Source organism: Phocaeicola oris (genome assembly GCF_021295095.1).
Taxonomy (GTDB): domain Bacteria; phylum Bacteroidota; class Bacteroidia; order Bacteroidales; family Bacteroidaceae; genus Phocaeicola; species Phocaeicola oris.
The window spans coordinates 23,632-41,540 of sequence record NZ_JAJLQX010000021.1; the positions used below are offsets into that span (position 1 = coordinate 23,632).

The 17,909-nt window shown below is 37.0% G+C and carries 14 protein-coding genes; 3 read left to right on the forward strand and 11 right to left on the reverse strand.

Features of this window, described 5'->3' with window-relative positions:
• Positions 1 to 21: 21 nt before the first annotated feature.
• The 8 genes from LO761_RS10385 to mraZ are packed head-to-tail and all read right to left on the reverse strand — an operon-like array spanning position 22 to position 9,375.
• Entirely contained in the window at positions 22 to 1,389 is a 1,368-nt protein-coding gene (locus LO761_RS10385; protein WP_272818219.1) for an FtsW/RodA/SpoVE family cell cycle protein, read from the reverse strand.
• Positions 1,390 to 1,401: 12 nt separating this feature from the next.
• Complete coding sequence (gene murD / locus LO761_RS10390; RefSeq protein ID WP_272818220.1) at positions 1,402 to 2,742, reverse strand: UDP-N-acetylmuramoyl-L-alanine--D-glutamate ligase; 1,341 nt, start codon at positions 2,740 to 2,742, stop codon at positions 1,402 to 1,404.
• Between the two features lie 2 nt (positions 2,743 to 2,744).
• Positions 2,745 to 4,010, reverse strand: coding sequence for a phospho-N-acetylmuramoyl-pentapeptide-transferase (mraY, locus tag LO761_RS10395; RefSeq protein ID WP_272818221.1), 1,266 nt, complete (start codon positions 4,008 to 4,010; stop codon positions 2,745 to 2,747).
• A gap of 15 nt (positions 4,011 to 4,025) precedes the next feature.
• Positions 4,026 to 5,480 (reverse strand): UDP-N-acetylmuramoyl-L-alanyl-D-glutamate--2,6-diaminopimelate ligase, encoded by a 1,455-nt coding sequence (locus LO761_RS10400; protein WP_272818222.1) that lies wholly within the window; start codon positions 5,478 to 5,480, stop codon positions 4,026 to 4,028.
• A 12-nt stretch (positions 5,481 to 5,492) separates the two neighbouring features.
• Entirely contained in the window at positions 5,493 to 7,622 is a 2,130-nt protein-coding gene (locus LO761_RS10405; protein ID WP_272818223.1) for a penicillin-binding protein, read from the reverse strand.
• Between the two features lie 5 nt (positions 7,623 to 7,627).
• Positions 7,628 to 7,996: an FtsL-like putative cell division protein gene (locus tag LO761_RS10410; RefSeq protein ID WP_272818224.1), complete on the reverse strand. Its 369-nt coding sequence runs from the start codon at positions 7,994 to 7,996 to the stop codon at positions 7,628 to 7,630.
• Positions 7,997 to 8,908, reverse strand: coding sequence for a 16S rRNA (cytosine(1402)-N(4))-methyltransferase RsmH (gene rsmH / locus LO761_RS10415; protein ID WP_272818225.1), 912 nt, complete (start codon positions 8,906 to 8,908; stop codon positions 7,997 to 7,999).
• A complete protein-coding gene (gene mraZ / locus LO761_RS10420; RefSeq protein ID WP_272818226.1) occupies positions 8,908 to 9,375 on the reverse strand; it encodes a division/cell wall cluster transcriptional repressor MraZ in 468 nt (155 codons plus the stop codon). The genes rsmH and mraZ overlap by 1 nt, the downstream gene beginning before the upstream one ends.
• A 1,041-nt stretch (positions 9,376 to 10,416) precedes the next feature.
• Between mraZ and LO761_RS10425 the strand changes: the two genes are divergently transcribed.
• A complete protein-coding gene (locus LO761_RS10425) occupies positions 10,417 to 11,241 on the forward strand; it encodes a 1-acyl-sn-glycerol-3-phosphate acyltransferase (RefSeq protein WP_272818242.1) in 825 nt (274 codons plus the stop codon).
• 15 nt (positions 11,242 to 11,256) lie between these two features.
• The gene (locus LO761_RS10430; RefSeq protein ID WP_272818227.1) at positions 11,257 to 12,234 is read left to right on the forward strand and encodes a GNAT family N-acetyltransferase; all 978 of its coding nucleotides are present in this window, start codon (positions 11,257 to 11,259) and stop codon (positions 12,232 to 12,234) included.
• A 51-nt stretch (positions 12,235 to 12,285) separates the two neighbouring features.
• On the opposite strand, the gene LO761_RS10435 is transcribed toward LO761_RS10430, so the two are convergent.
• From LO761_RS10435 to LO761_RS10445, 3 genes are all read right to left on the reverse strand, one after another.
• Positions 12,286 to 12,480 (reverse strand): hypothetical protein, encoded by a 195-nt coding sequence (locus LO761_RS10435; protein WP_272818228.1) that lies wholly within the window; start codon positions 12,478 to 12,480, stop codon positions 12,286 to 12,288.
• Positions 12,481 to 12,845: 365 nt separating this feature from the next.
• Positions 12,846 to 15,461 (reverse strand): ATP-binding protein, encoded by a 2,616-nt coding sequence (locus LO761_RS10440; RefSeq protein WP_272818229.1) that lies wholly within the window; start codon positions 15,459 to 15,461, stop codon positions 12,846 to 12,848.
• Between the two features lie 553 nt (positions 15,462 to 16,014).
• Positions 16,015 to 17,346, reverse strand: coding sequence for a deoxyguanosinetriphosphate triphosphohydrolase (locus tag LO761_RS10445; protein WP_272818230.1), 1,332 nt, complete (start codon positions 17,344 to 17,346; stop codon positions 16,015 to 16,017).
• 121 nt (positions 17,347 to 17,467) lie between these two features.
• On the opposite strand from LO761_RS10445, the gene dut reads away from it, so the two are divergent.
• Positions 17,468 to 17,902 carry a dUTP diphosphatase gene (gene dut, locus LO761_RS10450; RefSeq protein WP_272818231.1) on the forward strand — a complete coding sequence of 145 codons (435 nt, stop codon included), beginning with the start codon at positions 17,468 to 17,470 and terminating at the stop codon, positions 17,900 to 17,902.
• The last annotated feature ends 7 nt before the right edge of the window (positions 17,903 to 17,909 follow it).

A 17,909-nucleotide genomic window follows, 5' to 3' on the forward strand; every position in this document is an offset into this window, starting at 1 on the left:
AACAGCTTAATTTCTTTATTTTCAATAGTTTTTATTATCCTCTACAGGTTCATATATCAGATTATTCTTGCGGAGAGTATTATCAGCAACTAACTTATTCGGTATTTCAGCATTTGTTGTTTTCTCATCATTTGGCTGATTGGCCATATCAATTGCCATATTTAATAAGTCTTTCGCCTTTTTTTGTTTTTCCTCTTCTTCTAACAATGCAGCTTCTTCTTCAGCTTGGTGTTCGTTTACTTCTCTACTTATAGAAAGAATCATGCCAATATATGCGCAGTTTATTAGAGTTGAGGTACCACCTTTACTTATCAGAGGTAGTGGCTGGCCTGTTACAGGGAATAGTCCTACGGCAACCATCATATTCATCATTGCTTGACAGACTAATAAAAGAGCAATTCCCATAATTAGGAATGCAGGGAATGATCGTTCACATTTCCTGGCAACTCGTCCAGCCCGTATTAGCAACCATAGATAAAGCAAAACTATAAAGGCACCTCCCAGTAATCCTAATTCCTCAATAATAATGGCAAAAATAAAATCAGAAAATGCTTGTGAGAGGAAATCTCGTTGGATACTGTTCCCTGGCATTTTCCCAACAATATTGCTTGATGCTATTGCAATGTTGGCGTGTGCAACCTGTGCGTCCTTATCAATATCATATTTTTCCGGTGGGACAGTACCTTTATCATCAAGGAATCCTTTAATTCTGTTTTGCCAAGTCTCAACGCGGTGCATCATAGGTAGTTGACTATACTTCTGAGTTGGAGTAATTAAAATCATTCCGATAAAAAGGGAGAGTCCAACCCCTAATACTCCCAAGAGTTTTAATAGTTGTCCCCAAGGTACTCGTCCGATGATCATCATTAAAAATACAACTCCAAAAAGAAGTGCAGCAGTGGATGCATTTTCCGGAGCAATTAATAATAAGACTATACCTGCGCAGCACATAATATATTTGAAAGCTTTTTTATTAGCTCCATAATCATCCTGACATCGGGATAGAATAAATGCTGTCACTATAATAATTGCCATTTTAGCGATTTCAGATGGTTGGAACTGGATTCCAAATATGCTAGTCCAACGTGAGGCTCCGTTCACAGTTGCTCCCATAACCATTACGAATAACAGAAGTATGCACGATATCGGTAGTAAGAAAAATGGGGCAGCGCGGAACCATTTTGATGGGATTTTGTGGACTAATATCACAATTACGAATCCAACCATTAGATAAGTAGCGTGTTGTCGGATAGGAGCCCAATGATCTCCACTTTTGTAAGTCAACGTACTGGCAGCACTGAAAACTTCAATGATAGAGATCAAACAAAGAAACAGGAAGATAATCCAAATTACTTTGTCACCTTTAAATAAATCTTTTACTAATCCCATTTTATCTTTATATTATAGATCTCTGACACATTTTTTGAATTGATCACCTCGATCTTCATAGCTTTTAAATAAGTCGAAGCTGGCACAACATGGGCTCAACAGAACGGTTTCTCCTTTCTTTGACATCTTATAGGCAGCAGCGACTGCATCTTCCATACTTTGTACATCTGCTATAGGTAAACCAAACGAATCGAAGAATGCGTGTAGCTTTTCATTATGTAAACCTAAATAGATAAGTCCGACACATTTTTCTTTCACAAGGTTAGCTATTTCATTATAATCATTCCCTTTGTCTTTGCCTCCTATAATGAGTATTGTTTTGGTTTTCATGCTTTGAAGCGCATACCAGCAGGAATTAACATTGGTTGCTTTTGAGTCATTGATGTAATCGACACCTTTTACTCGACAAACTTTTTCCAGACGGTGTGGGACACCATCAAAATCACTCAAAGCTTGGCGTATGCATTTTTTTTTAATACCAGAAAGATTGGCAGAGATGCCTGCAGCCATAGAGTTATACATATTATGTGTACCGGTAAGTGCCATCTCTTCTTCTTCCATGTTAAAAGCAATAGGGGCTGTGAAGTCAATTTCTTTTTTTGTATCATCAATATAAGCTGCAGCTCCTGTTTGTTTCTTTTCAGCAAAGGGATAGTCGTGCCCCCGTTTTGGATATTTTGATAATTCTTTTTTGATAATAGGGTCATCCATCCAATAAATGAAAGCATCGTCGTCTGTCTGATTTTGGATAATACGAAATTTAGCATCGACGTAATTTTGCATCTTGAAGTCATAACGATCCAAATGGTCTGGGGTAATATTCATAAGAACTGCGATATTAGCATGGAATTTATACATGTTGTCCAATTGGAAACTACTTAGTTCTATCACATAATAGTCGAAATTGCATTCTGCAACTTGAAAAGCGAGACTACGTCCGATATTACCTGCAAGACCAATATTTAATCCGGCTTTCTTGAAGATATGATAAATTAAAGATGTTGTAGTAGTTTTCCCATTACTTCCTGTAATACAAATCATTTTAGCATTTGTATATCTTCCGGCAAATTCTATTTCGGAAATAATTGGAGTTCCTTGTTCTTTTAGTCTCAAAATAAGAGGAGTATTATTGGGTATGCCAGGGCTTTTTATAACCTCATCGGCATTCAATATCTTTTCTTCTGAATGATGACCTTCTTCCCAAGAAATCTGATAATCATTCAGCATCTCTTTATATTTATCTTTAATATTTGAGGAATCAGAAACAAATGTTTCAAATCCTTTTTTCTTAGCAAGCACTGCGGCTCCCACACCGCTTTCTCCTGCTCCTAAAATAACAATTCTCTTTGCCATGATTATCTAATCTTTAATGTTATAATTGTTAATGCAGCTAACAAGATGGATATAATCCAGAATCGAATGGTAATCTTTGATTCATGAAATACCATTGTTGGCTTGGTAAATATATAAGTGCAACTCGGATCCAATTGGGTTAGTGTTGTACGGAAATGATCGTGAATCGGAGTTCGTTTGAATAAACGTTGCTTTATTCCTTTTTTCTTTCCTTTTTTATAATATCTAACCTGAAGGATGACAGATAAGTTTTCAACTAAGAAAATGCCACAGAGAATAGGAATCAACAATTCCTTATGAATGATAATAGCAAGAACAGCGATAATTCCGCCTATTGTTAAACTCCCGGTATCACCCATAAAGATTTGAGCGGGAAATGCATTATACCATAAGAAACCGATAAGAGATCCAACAAAAGCACAAATGTAAATTACCAACTCTTCTGTACCGGGGATATACATTATGTTAAGGTAACTGGCATATTCTATATGACTGGACACGTATGATAAAATACCGAGTGTCACTCCGATGATAGCTGAATTGCCTGCAGCCATACCATCCATTCCATCATTCAGATTAGCTCCGTTAGAGACGGCTGTTACTACAAATATAGTGACTAATACGAACAATATCCAACCGGCTGTTTGTTTATGTGAACCCATAAAACCGACAATATCAGCGTAATCCAAATTGTTATTTTTAAAGAATGGGATTGTCGTTTTTGTCGACTTTTGATTCTCCGACTTATGGATAACGCTTACGATTTCATTACCTTTTTTTATTTCCACATTTTCTCGAATAACTACGGTCGGGCTCAAATAAAGAGTCAATCCCACTATTAGTCCCAATCCAATCTGACCTATAATTTTGAACTTCCCATGTAGTCCTTCTTTGTCCTTTCGGAACACTTTAATATAATCGTCCATGAATCCTAAAGAACCTAACCAAACAGTGGTAATGAGCATTAGAATCATATATACATTAAATTTGCCTAATAGTAAACAAGGTATAAGAATTGCTATGATAATAATTACTCCTCCCATTGTAGGTACCCCAACTTTGTTTGTATTGAAAGGGTCAATGGAAGCATCGCGTTGTGTTTCTGATATTTGTTTGCGTTTCAATAGTTTAATGAAATACTCACCGAAGATGGCAGAAATCAGCAGGGCTAAAATAATTGCCATTAAAGAGCGGAATGAAACGTAGCCGAACATTCTGGCTCCTGGAAAGTTTGATTGTTCTAAGTAATGAAATAGATAGTATAACATGTCTTTCCCCGTTAATTATTCGTTTGCAAAAATGTCTCTTAATATCTCTTTGTCATCAAAATGATATTTTATACCTTTTATCTCCTGATAGTTCTCATGTCCTTTTCCGGCAACGAGTACAACATCGTCTGGGTTAGCAAGCATACAAGCAGTTTTTATAGCTTCTTTTCTATCGACGATAGAGATAACTTTATTCATATCTTTAGGAGTTAATCCCGCCAGCATATCATTTATGATGTTTTGAGGTTCCTCGAAGCGGGGATTATCAGATGTGATAATTACTTTATCGCTTTGTTTTACAGCTTCTTGTGCCATTATTGGACGTTTCCCATGATCCCGATTACCTCCTGCTCCTATAACGGTAATCACTTTTCCTTTTTTACGGTTTACTTCATGAATGGTACTTAGCACATTCATTAGCGCATCGGGTGTATGCGCATAATCAACCAATGCAGTATAACCTTTTGAAGAATGAAGCGGATCCAGCCGGCCGGCTACCGGATGAAGAGTACTCAGTTGAAGCAACACATCTTCCGGCTTTTTACCTAAAATACATGCAGTAGCATACACAGCTAATAAGTTTGACGCATTAAAACGCCCAATGAACTGAACGTTTACCTCTCGATTGTTAAAGTCGAGGAACATACCGTCGAATCCATCTTCCAACACTTTTCCTTTAAAATCGGCCATACCTTTGATAGAATAGGTATATATTTTGGCTTTGGTATTCTGTGTCATGATCATACCGTTCTTATCATCTTTATTTGTAAGAGCAAAAGCAGAAGGAAGTAATCCATCAAAAAATGCTTTTTTAGCTTTCAAGTAATTCTCAAATGTTTTATGATAGTCTAAATGATCACGAGTAATATTTGTGAAGATTCCTCCAACAAATCTCAGGCCTCCAATGCGCTTTTGAGCAATAGAGTGGGAACTGACTTCCATAAATACGTATTTACACCCTTCGTCTGCCATACGACCAAGTAATTGGTTCAAAGTAATTGGATCTGGTGTTGTATGATCAGTAGGGATAGCTTCACCATCAATATAATTACATACAGTAGAAAGTAGTCCGCACTTATATCCAAACTGGCGGAACATATTATATAATAAGGTAGCGATAGTTGTTTTGCCATTTGTTCCGGTTACGCCAATCAGGTCAATCTTTTTAGTTGGGTCTCCATAGAAATGAGTAGCCAGTTTTCCTACAACGTCTTCGGTATTTGTTACTTTAATATAGGTTATTTCTTCTTTTTTCTCTTCAGGAATCTTTTCACAGATAATAACAGATGCTCCTTTCTCAATAGCTTTAGGAATGAAAGTATGACCGTCAATCTGTGTTCCTCTCATAGCAACGAAGATATGATTAGTTTCGACTAAACGGGAGTCAATATTTATGCCATTAACTTCTTTGTCAGTTGTTCCAACAACTTCCAGTGTCGTAATGTCTTTTATGATCTCTTGAAGTTTCATAATATGTTGTTTTTATTGTTTTAATGTTAGGAGGATAGTCTGTCCCGGAGTTAATCTTGCACCTGCGATAAGACTTTGTTGCTTTACTTTTCCAACACCTGAAAGGTGTACCCTTAATCCGCGCTTCTCAAGTAAATAGACTGCGTCTTTTGCACCCATGCCTATAACACTTGGAACAAGTTTCTGAGGAGTAGTTTCCGGTTGAAAAGACACACTTGAGGAATCTGTTTGAGCCTTTGCCCAGACGATATGTCCGTTCCTTGTCAGTTTTGAGCCATCGTTCTTTACTTCTATATTGTTTAAAACATAATCAGCTTCGGTTACATCGCCATTCATTACTTCCGGAACCAGAACAGATGTGGAATCTTTTGCTTCTTCTATATTCTGGGCGATGTGCTTGGCATAAACACGTTCTGAAATTTCATGAAATACTTTTCCCGACATTAAACCTCCTGATGCCGGAAGTCCCGGTTTCTGAATAGTAACGATGCAGGTATATTTTGGGTTCTCGGATGGAAAATAACCACAGAAACTAACCATATATCGTCGTACACTGTGATAACCGGCTTTTCCTTGGGAGATTTGAGCAGTTCCTGTTTTCCCGGAAACAGAAAAATGTTTTGATCCCGCAGTTTTACCGGTACCGGCAACAACTTCTTTATGAAGCATATCTTGAATCTGTCCGATTGTTTTGGGAGAGGAAATAGCATCTTTAAGTATTACTGTGGGCATCTCTTCGATAACTTCCCCATCCTTCACAATTGATTCTACAAATTTTGGTTTTACCATGGTTCCATTATTAGCAATGGCGTTGTAGAATGTTAATGTGTTGATTGGCGGGAGTTGTGTTTCATATCCGATTGACATCCATGCCAATGCCGTTTTTGACCAGTTACTTTTATCAGTTTTCGGCATACGTATTCGTGGTTTGCCCCACCCCGGGATTTCTAAGTTTAATGGCATTCCTATACCTAATTTATATAACCCTTGCACAAACTGCTCCGGGTGATCGAAATAATTTTTATCAATCAATTTGGAAATGCCGACATTAGAGGAATACATTAACGCTTCTGTCGCGGTAATCTTTCCATAACCTCCTCGGTGCCAGTTATGGTCTTTCATCCAACTACCATGCATATTATATATGCCATTGCCCGTATCCACTATTTCGTCCGGAGTAACTTTACCGTCTTCAAGCGCAACCATTAAGGATGCTGTTTTAAATGTTGAGCCTGGTTCCATCAAGTCGGAAACTGCGTTGTTTTTCAGTTCGCGGTATACTCCATCATCGCATTTCGTCATGTTAACGATAGCCTTTATATTACCCGTCTTTACTTCCATCAGAATAGCCACACCTACAGTTCCGTTAATCAATTTTAGTTCGTCGATTAATGCTTTTTCTGCAATGTCCTGCATGCTGACATCAATGGTTGTTACAATATCGCAGCCATTAATAGGTTGTTTATCAACTATATCAAGGTATTTATTCATCACTTTTTGGCGATGACTTAATCCTGGCTCACCTCTTAGAATGGAATCGTATGAGAGTTCCAATCCATTTTTAGGACCTTGAGCCATATCTGCATACATGTCACCGAGGGTACGCATAGCTAAAGAACCGAATGGCTTTTTCCGCTGGTTAAACACTTCTGCATGAAATCCGCTTTTGTTGCTTCCTTTTTCAAAAAGAGGGAGCTGCTTTGCTTCTTTATACTGTATATAAGATATTCTGTTCGGGTATATTGCAAAATGACGTGATTTTTTCTTTTTACCTTGGGCAAATATCTGTTTGAAGTAGTTTTTGCTTTTGTCAGGGAATATCTTATGTAATCCGTTGCAAATGGAATCCATATAAAGAATTAGTAATGAGTCCTTTTCAGAACCACCGGCCTGAAAGTCCATGTAGATTTTATATTCCGGCAGACTACTGGCAACCAATTGCCCGTCTGAAGATATGATGTTGCCACGCATGGCAGGGACGGTTACATTTTCCTTAACAAAACGATCGGCCACATCATTCCAGTACTGACGTTCGGCAAACATGATGAAAGCTGCCTTGATAATGATTGCAATGCCCAAAAGAACAGCGCAAAGCACTATCAGAGAATAACGGGTCATTATGTTATTTTTGCCTTTAAACATTAGTTTTAGTCTTTCTTTTTTAATAAGTATGGACGACTCGTTGCGGTTTGCAACTCACTTCCTTTACTTGATACATATTCTTCTATCTTTGACTGACGGCTTTTCTCCATTAATTCGGAAGAACGAGTCAGTGCGTCATACTTGATATCGGTAAGTTCTTTTTTAAGTTTATCTATTTCAATCAGATCTTGTTGAGCGCTGTATCGGTTATCAATATAAAGTACTGTTAATATCATAATCAGGATGATTAGTTTTGCCTGACGACGTAAAAAGTCGTTCGCCAGAATATCACCACCTAAAATACTTCTCAGAGAGAGCTTCTTTGGTTGTATTTTTGGGTTATCCTTTATTTGTTTATCTTGTTCTTTATCCATTTACTTTTTTTCTGCAATTCTCAGTTTTGCGCTCCGTGAACGTGGATTCTTCTCTGCTTCTTCCTTACTCGGCGTAATTACTTTGTTGTTAATTAGTCGGAATGGGGTAATTACATTGCCGTAAAAATCCTTTTCTATATTACCTTTTATGTTTCCGGTTTTCATGATATTCTTTACCATTCGGTCTTCGAGTGAATGATATGTGATTACAGACAACCGACCGCCTTGTTTCAATTCTCTTAGGGCTGTCTCGAGCATTTCTTTCAGTGCATCCATCTCATGATTTACTTCGATACGTAATGCCTGAAAGACTTTTGCCAGTTCTTTTTTCTCCTTATCTTTTGTGAATAACGGTTTTATAATTTCCACAAATTCGGGAATTGTTTCAATGGGGTGAGAATCTCTTGCCTTTACCAACAGAGATGCAATTTTCCGACTGTTCTTCAGCTCTCCGTAGAGATAGAATATATCGGCTAATTGTGACTCTTCGTAATTATTTACTATATCGGCAGCTGTCTTTCCTGCTCGTGTGTTCATTCGCATGTCTAACTTCGCTTCCGAATGAAAGGAGAATCCACGCTCTTCATTATCGAAATGATGAGAGGATACCCCTAAGTCGGCCAATATACCGTCAACTGCGTCAACCCCATAATAGCGAAGGAAGTTGTGCAGGAAACGGAAATTACTTCTGATAAAAGTGAACCGTTGATCATCAACAATATTTTTCTCGGCATCGGCATCTTGATCGAAACTATATAGATGAGCTGTAGGATCCATTCTTTTCAGAATTTCTCTTGAATGACCTCCACCGCCGAATGTTACATCCACATATATTCCTCCGGGCGTGATATTCAGGCCTTCGATACTTTCTTGGAGTAATACCGGTATGTGATATGTTGATGTCGTGTCCATTAGTTAGTACCCTTTCTTTCCGCGCTTCCGTCCATAATACTTTCTAATTCTTTTCCAAATTCTTCGGAATTGATGAATGGCTTGTCGGCTATTTCTTTCGACCAGATCTCTATTGTATCATCCATACCGATAAAACGAACTTCCTGATTGATTTGTGCCAGCTTAAGGTAACGCTTGGGGATGAGGAAACGGCCATTGTTATCGAGTGTGATGATTTCAACGTCGGAAACAAATTGACGGAAAATCATTTGGTGTTGTGAATTCCATCTGTTCAATCGGTTGCGCAGTTCATTCAATTGTTCATTCCACACGCTCTCAGGATATAGGGTAAGGCAATCTTGGAAAATATCTTTTCGCAAGATGAGACAATCACCCGTCGATGTTTGCATCTGCTTGCGGAAAGAGGATGGAAGGAAAACTCGTCCTTTTGCATCCAATTTCGCTTCTGAATTTCCTAAAAAACGCATAGTTTATACCTAATTATATAATTCTTGCCGTAAAATTACACAATTCCCCACAATTCCCCACAATAAATTACGCAAAATTTTCATAGAAGTTTTCAACAATTTCAATACTTCCGTTGAAATGTTGTGTTTAATTACTAAATTTGAAAGAGATGCATGCCGTTTTTCCCATAGAAATGCTTAGGTTTGACATAGGTTTTTGGGGTGTGACTTGAACAGATTCGTTTGGTGAACTTTTGACTGAGAGCTCTTTTTTTTAATGCATTCTTTGTTATTTTGCAATAAACTTGTTTATGTTAAATAATTGGTTAAGTTAATATAAATAGCAGAGATGATAGAAAGTTGAAAATAAATGTTTTTCGGATAATATTGATGGGTGTTTTATTAGTAGTAGTTTGATTGATAATGTAATATATGATTTTTAACTTGTCTGTGCTTTTATTTGTCAAGTGAATATGTCTGTATTATTGATTATGAATATATGAATTATAAATGTGCCTTTTCAGAGTATTGCTTATTAAAGAATTAGGTTATATTCATGATGGAGCAGACTGATGCTTATCATTGTCTGAAATGATACGTATCAGTGTCTAAAGTGATGCGGATGAGTTGCTTGATTCATCCGCATGAGTTGGACGGTTCATCCGCATGAGTTGCTTGATTCATCCGCGTCATTTTCTTCTTTTATCTATATCACTTTTCTCTTTTATCTATATCCACATTGTACGTTGATTTGATTTATTTTTGTAGTTATTATAATGTAATGATTTATTGAATATATGATTGCTCATGATTTTCTGTTTATCCAATTGATGGAGTAATTGATTGTGGAGTTTGATTAAAGAATTTTGTTCCATTGTTTCGGTAGAAATGATTTGATAACTTTTTTGTCTTGCACGATTTCTTTATATTTGTGCAATATAAGGCTTTAAGTTTTCTTTTTTATTTGAAAATGGGCAAAAAAGGTGTGTAAATGAAACTTTTTTACCCTAAAAATTACTCATATCAAAAAAAGTACGTTAATTTTGCAATAAAATGGAAAAGATGGAAGATAATTCGTTATCACTGATAGATGTGGATAAGATATTAGGGCAAAAGTTAGGGGCAAAAGCAACTTATGTCCCGGGCTTCGTTCGTAATTATTTGAAGAAGCTGATTCATCAGGATGAGTTGAACCAGTTTCTTGTTGAAAGCAAAGATAAGACGGGAGTTCCATTCTTGAAAGCTTGTGTAGAATTTTTGGATGATAAAGTTACTGTTAAAGGTATGGAGAAGCTGCCTGAGGGCGGTCCGTTTACATTTGTCAGTAATCATCCGTTGGGAGCATTAGACGGTGTCGCGATTGGTTCAATCATAGGCGAGCATTATAATGGTAAGATTAAATATCTGGTTAATGATTTATTGATGACGTTGCGGGGGATGGCTCCGTTATGCATTCCTATCAATAAAACCGGCTCTCAGTCGCGTGATTTTCCAAAGATGGTGGAAGGGGCTTTTGCGTCCGATGACAATGTTATTATGTTTCCTGCCGGAGTTTGTTCCCGTTGGAACGATAAAAAAGAAATTATTGATATTAAATGGAAAAAAACTTTTGTGAACGAGAGTTATAAAAACCATCGTGATGTAGTCCCTATGCATTTCAGCGGGAAGAATTCAGATAAGTTTTATCGGTTGGCAAGAAGGTTGAACTTCAAGAGGCTTAAATTTAACCCTGCGATGATACTTCTTCCGGATGAGATGATGAAAAACCGTCATAAAGAGTTTGTTCTTACTATTGGTGATCCTATTCCGTGGGAGACTTTTGATGGAAGTAAATCGCCTTCAGAATGGGCCCAATATGTGAAAGATATTGTCTATAGTTTGCAATGACAAATGATTACTATTATGGAAGAAGTAATTGCGCCTATTAGTAAAAGGTTGATTAAAGCGGAACTTACAGAGGATAAACGGCTCCGTTTTACCAATAAAAGTCATAACGAGATTTATATTGTTACAGCTCACGATTCTCCGAATGTGATGCAGGAAATAGGTCGTCTTCGTGAATTGGCATTTCGGGCTGCCGGAGGCGGTACGGGGAAGAGTGTCGACATTGATAAATACGATGTGATGGAGAATCCGTATAAGCAATTAATAGTTTGGGATCACGAGGCTGAGGAGATATTAGGCGGCTATCGTTATATTGATGGTGTAGAGGTTGAGTTTGATGAGCAGGGGAAGCCTCTTTTGGCTACATCGCACATGTTTAATTTCTCAGGAAAGTTTCTGAAAGAATATCTGCCATATACGGTAGAATTAGGACGTTCGTTTGTGACACTTGAGTATCAGTCGACTCGTGCCGGTGCAAAAGGATTGTTTGCTTTGGATAATTTGTGGGACGGTCTTGGCGCTTTGACAGTTGTAAAACCGAATATGAAATATTTCTATGGAAAAATGACAATGTACCCGAGCTTCAGTCGTAGAGGACGGGATATGATTCTTTATTTCCTTAAGAAACATTTCTATGATAAAGATGAGTTGGTTACTCCGATAGAGCCAATCAAGTTGGATACAGATGAGAAAGAACTGGAAGAGCTTTTTACTAAAAATAGTTTTAAAGAGAATTATAGGATTTTGAATATGGAAGTTCGTAAGTTAGGGTATAATATTCCTCCGCTGGTAAATGCTTATATGAGTCTTTCGCCCACAATGCGCGTTTTTGGAACAGCAGTTAATTATGAATTTGGTGATGTTGAAGAAACCGGTATTCTGATTGCGGTGGATGAAATACTGGAGGAAAAGCGTGTTCGCCATATTGAATCGTATGTAAAGGACCATCCCGAGGCTTTAAAATTGCTTCCTCCTTCACGGAAGTTGCGTCATTAGTTATAATTATGATAAACAAAAAGGAGCTGGCCGATGTCAGCTCTTTTTTGTTTATTCCGCGTCTTTAATTTTATGTTTGCATTGCTTGCCATTCCACCATCGTATGAAACGAAATGTGTCTTTTTTCGTCTTAGACATTTCATCTTTGCCCATTTGGATGGTATCTTCGACTTGCATAATCTCTCCGAGATGATCGTATATGATCTTTTGTACTTGTCGAAGAGTCTGTCTTGTTTTTTTCTTCATTGTTCATCGGCACATGTTAAGAATGATAGTAAATAGCAAGGCACATAAGTATGCTCCAATTGCTATGCTTGCGATTATGATATATGTATTTTTCATGGTGATATATATTTTCCAGTTTAATATCTTTAACTTAATAACCGGACAAGTTCCCTCGTCCGGTTAGAGGGTAAGAAATGATATTTCTTTTATGTTTGCTATTGCAAAGATAGTAGGAATACAGGTTATATATTAGGATTTTTAAAGCAAAAAATAGGATTTTACATACATTTTTAGGTGTATGGAATAGGACTTTTGATACAATTATTGAAGATAATTATTTGGTAATCAATAAAAAGATTAGTACAATTATGAGATTATTGTGAGATTTAAACTTTCCGACGGAATTGGGTAGGTGTAACTTGGCATATCTGTTTGAATATTCGTGAGAAATAAGATACGTCTTCAAATCCGCACCGTGATGCTATTTCGTTTATTGGCAAGTTTGGATTGGAAAGAAGCAATTGTTTTGCTTTTCCTATTTTAATCTGCAAAATATAGGCCGATGTATTTTGTCCACTGATGGCAAGCAGCTTTCTATTTAGTTGAGAACGGCTCATACACAATTTTGAAGCCAAAGTATCGCTACTTGTATCACCCTGTTTTATCTGAGCGTAAACCATGTCAATGAATTTATTTATGAATGCTTTATCATATTTTGAAAGTTGGACGGATTTTTCTTCGCCGTTCTGCATTGCTTCTGAATATTTATCACGGAGTATGCTCCTCTGTTCTAATAACTTTGTAATAAGTGTGGTTAACTCTTCCGGATTAAAAGGTTTATAAAGAAAAGCGTCAGCTCCCGCCTCTATACCTTTTATTCTATCCTTTTCAGTACTTCGTGCAGTTATTATTATGATAGGTATATGATTGATTGCTTCATTGGCACGTATTTCACCACAAAGTTGATAACCGTTTTTGACTGGCATCATTAAGTCGGTGATGATTAAGTCCGGAATCAGTTCGTTTGCTTTTTCGATACCTTCTTCTCCATTGCGTGCATAGCTTATATTGTATTTATCTTTCAGTAACGATCCGATATAATAGGATATGTCGGCATTATCCTCAATGATAAGTATATATGGGAGGTCAGTGCCCAATTCCGTTTCTTTAGGCATAGTTTGTTCGTCTGATTCTGATAGTGAAGAAAGAGGAAGTTTGTTTTCATCGTAGCTTTTCCAGTTGCCTTTGCCTTGTTTTATAGGCAAAGTGACAATGAATGTGCTGCCTTTTCCTATCGTACTTTCTACGTTGATGGTACCATTCATAGCTTTGACAATATGGTCTACCAATGAGAGCCCTATACCTGTACCAATATGGGAGCTATTATATTCTTTCGATTGATAAAATATCTCAAAAATATGAGGAATATCTTCTTTAGTAATACCTTTCCCTGTATCTGTTACTTTTAGAATAAAGTTTTTGTGTTGTTCCTCTAAAGAGATTATTATTTTTCCATATTCCGGAGTGAACTTGATAGCATTCGATAATAAATTCCTTAAAATCGTATGAGTATAGTCAGGAACGAAATCTATTTTAATATCTGTTTTTTGCGGTATGAAAATTAAATCGATATGTTTCTCTCTGGCAAGTTCATAATAACTTTCGATTATCATTTGCGTATAGGCCACAATATTGTCGGTTCGCCAATCAGGATTACTGATGGCCGACTTCACTTTCGAAATATTGAGTAGTTGATTAATAAGTTGAAGCAAGTTGTTCCCTTGCCGTACAATCATTTTTCCAGTATGTTTCAGTGTCTCTTCATCTTTTATCGACGAATTTTCTATTTGCTTGCCTAATCCTAAAATAACAGTGAGTGGAGTTCGGAATTCATGAGTCACGTTTGTATAGAAATCTTGTCGGGAGTGTTCCATCTGCCGCATTAGTTTTTGTGATCGTGATTTCATTTTTAGTGTATGGTATAACATACTTATGGTAAGTATGGCAGCCATGATGATAAATATTCCGGCATATAAAAATACTTTTCTCAGACGTTGTTCATTTTCGTAAGCTTGCTGTATATGACTTACCTCCATCAGTCTAAGCTGTTTCTCATAATTCACACGCATGTTGGCTATACTGCTTTGGTTTTTATTATTTATTTCGTTATTTTCATAAGCCATACTTTGTTGAAAGTCAGCTAAAGCAGCCTGTATGTTTCCATTTTTCTCTTCATATTTGGATTTGATCCTATATAATGAAGCCAGATGCCCGTATGAATTTATTTTCTTCGCGGTTTCTAATCCGTCGTTCAGATACTGTTTCCCTTCAATCAGATTGTTTCGTGTCAGATTCACCCTGGCAAGAGCGCAACATGCTTCGAGCCAATGCCATCGATCTGAACTGTTTTCCATGATCTTATAACTTATCTTGTAGTTTTCTACAGCTTTATCCCAGTTACCTTTTTTCTCTTCTAATTCTCCAAAATGACAAAAACAGATTGCGATACCCAGATCTGATTTGGCTTTTTTGTTATAGTCCAACGAGTGCTGATAGTAGATATAAGCAGAGTCAAGATCTCCACGAGCTTCCAGAATAGATCCGATATTTGCATAGTTGATGGCTTGTCCCAAGTTACTATCTAATTTCTTTTCCCCAGAGAGTGCTTGTCTAAAGGCTTTTTCTGCGGCATCGGCATTTTTGAGTGTTAAATTGGCATTACCGATTCCGTTGAATGATACAACTCGGTTCTTTTCCGCAGCCTTGGAAGTTTTATCACTATATTTTTCACAATATTCTAATGCTTGGTAATGATATTTAGCACCTCTATCGATGGCTCCTATACGTCGGAAATTTGTTCCTAATTGATTTAGTATTTGAATAATTTCAAGTGTGTCTTTTTGTATTAAAGCTAATTCAAGTGCTTTATCATGCTGGTTGATAGCTTCTTCAAATTGCGCGGATTCACGATATTGTTTTCCTAATTCTTTGCGTGCGAGCATTTCACCGATATTGCTCTTTTCTTTAATATAGTCATTTAAAAGACAAGTTAAAGAGTCTATTCCTTTCCGATTCTTGATGGATTCTAAAATTTCTGATTTATAGGAGGATATATCTTTTTGAAGTACTTTTTTCTTGCTGCAAAAGGAAGTACAAATGCATATTAAAATCAGAAGGATAAAGGCAAATGTTTTTCTTCTTCGGAAACAGTTTCCTTTTATTTGTCGGGCAGGAGGACTTATGAACATGGAACTTTTTATTATTAATCTTTCCAACAAAGATGACTTCTTTCACTTAAATTTCAAAGTCTTTTAGAGTATTTCTATTTTTTTAGTGTCAAAAACTGCTTCTTTTCAATGTTTTTTGAAGATTATGCAAAAAGGGATGGAGTTTCCTCCATCCCCGATAACACAATCGCAAACATAAATGTATAAATAAAGCAATACATTATGGAAAGAGTACAAGTTTCACAACTCCCTACTTCCGATTACAAATATAATTGATCTCTTTTTAATTGACAAACATCTTATCATTTATTGGCAAATTATTGGCAAATTAAACTGCAGGTAAACTATTTCCATTTATTTTTCTATAAAGGTCTAATGCGTATATATCGGTCATTCCTGAAATGTAATCCAATACGGCTTGTATCTTTCCATATAAAGTAGGCGCATTGACATCATACTGACTGGATGCTCTTTTTATTAGTAAGGATGAATAAGCTTTATCAGGAGAAAGAACTGCTTCAATCATTAATTCTATTAAAGTATAAATAACCTTATAGCCGGCCAGTTCCACATCAACAACAAAACTTGAACGATAAATCTTAGCATATGCAGTATTAGAGCATTTTTGATACGCTTCTTTTAATGGTTCGCGCATGTGTTCAATCAATGTGCCATGGAAAGTCCCATTTAGAATATCTTCTTCGTGTTCTACGAAGACACGAACACATTCTTCTGTTAGTATCCCGATAGCTTTCGATCGAAGGTATGCAATTCGTTCGTTTTCGTCAGTAACAATCTTATAAGTTTCTTTGATACGTTTTTTCCCTTTTTCATCAAAGAAATTGCTGAACAGTTCCATTGTTTCATCGTGAGTAAGCAACTTCAGTTTATGTGCGTCTTCTATATCCATTATTTCATAGCAGATGTCATCTGCCGCTTCGACAAGATAAACCAATGGATGTCTTGCATATTGAAGAGGTTCCCCTTCTTTACTGATATGGATGATACCCAATGTTTCAGCTATCTTCTTATAATATGCTTCTTCAGAGATGAAGAATCCAAATTTCTGTTTATTCCCGGCCGAGTTGGACGCGAAGGGATATTTTACAATAGAAGCCAAGGTGGAATATGTCATAACAAATCCGCCAGGTCGTCTCCCAATGAATTGATGGGTTAAAAGTCGGAAAGCATTCGCATTACCATCGAAATGTATAAAGTCATCCCATTCTTTCTCGGATAGCTTTTTCTTAAGTGCCAAACCTTTGCCTTCGGAGAAAAACGTTGATATAGCTTTTTCTCCGGAATGGCCGTATGGCGGATTGCCTAAATCGTGTGCTAAGCAAGCTGCCGAAACGATAGACCCAATTTCTGTAAAGAGAGTATTGTCTAATTCCGGACGTTTTTTAAGGATGGCAAGCGCAACTTCATTTCCTAATGAGCGACCTACACATGATACCTCCAGACTGTGAGTCAGCCTGTTGTGCACAAAGATGCTGCCCGGTAGCGGGAATACCTGAGTTTTATTTTGCAGTCTGCGGAACGGAGCAGAGAAGATCAGCCTATCATAGTCTCTTTGAAATTCAGAACGGTCGTCTTTTCTAATTTCATGCAAGGCTTCCATTCCAAGCCTTTTGTTTGAGATTAATTGTTTCCAATTCATATTATTAAATTCTCTTTTCTAATACAAAAGTATAAAAACTTCTGCTTAAAAAAATGTAAACTCTTAGATAAATCCTTTGAAATGTGTAGTTTTGCATTTGAATATCGTTATATTGATAAAAATGAAAGTTCGAGTTATAAATAAATCAAAGCATTCATTGCCGCAATATGCTACAGAGCAGTCAGCCGGTATGGATTTGCGAGCTAATCTTGATGAGCCAATAGTATTAAAACCTTTAGAACGGATATTGATTCCGACGGGATTGTATATTGCGCTTCCAAAAGGGTATGAGGCTCAGGTTCGCCCTCGTAGTGGATTGGCTATTAAGCATGGCATCGGAGTGCTGAATGCTCCGGGGACAATTGATGCCGATTATCGTGGTGAAATATGTGTTATCTTGGTTAATCTTTCTGGAGAATCGTTTACCATTAATGATGGTGAGCGTATAGCACAGATGATAATTGCCCGTCATGAACAAGCAGAATGGGAGGAAGTAAAGGTATTAGATGAAACTGAGCGTGGTGCCGGTGGCTTTGGGCATACGGGTAAAGATTGAGATAATG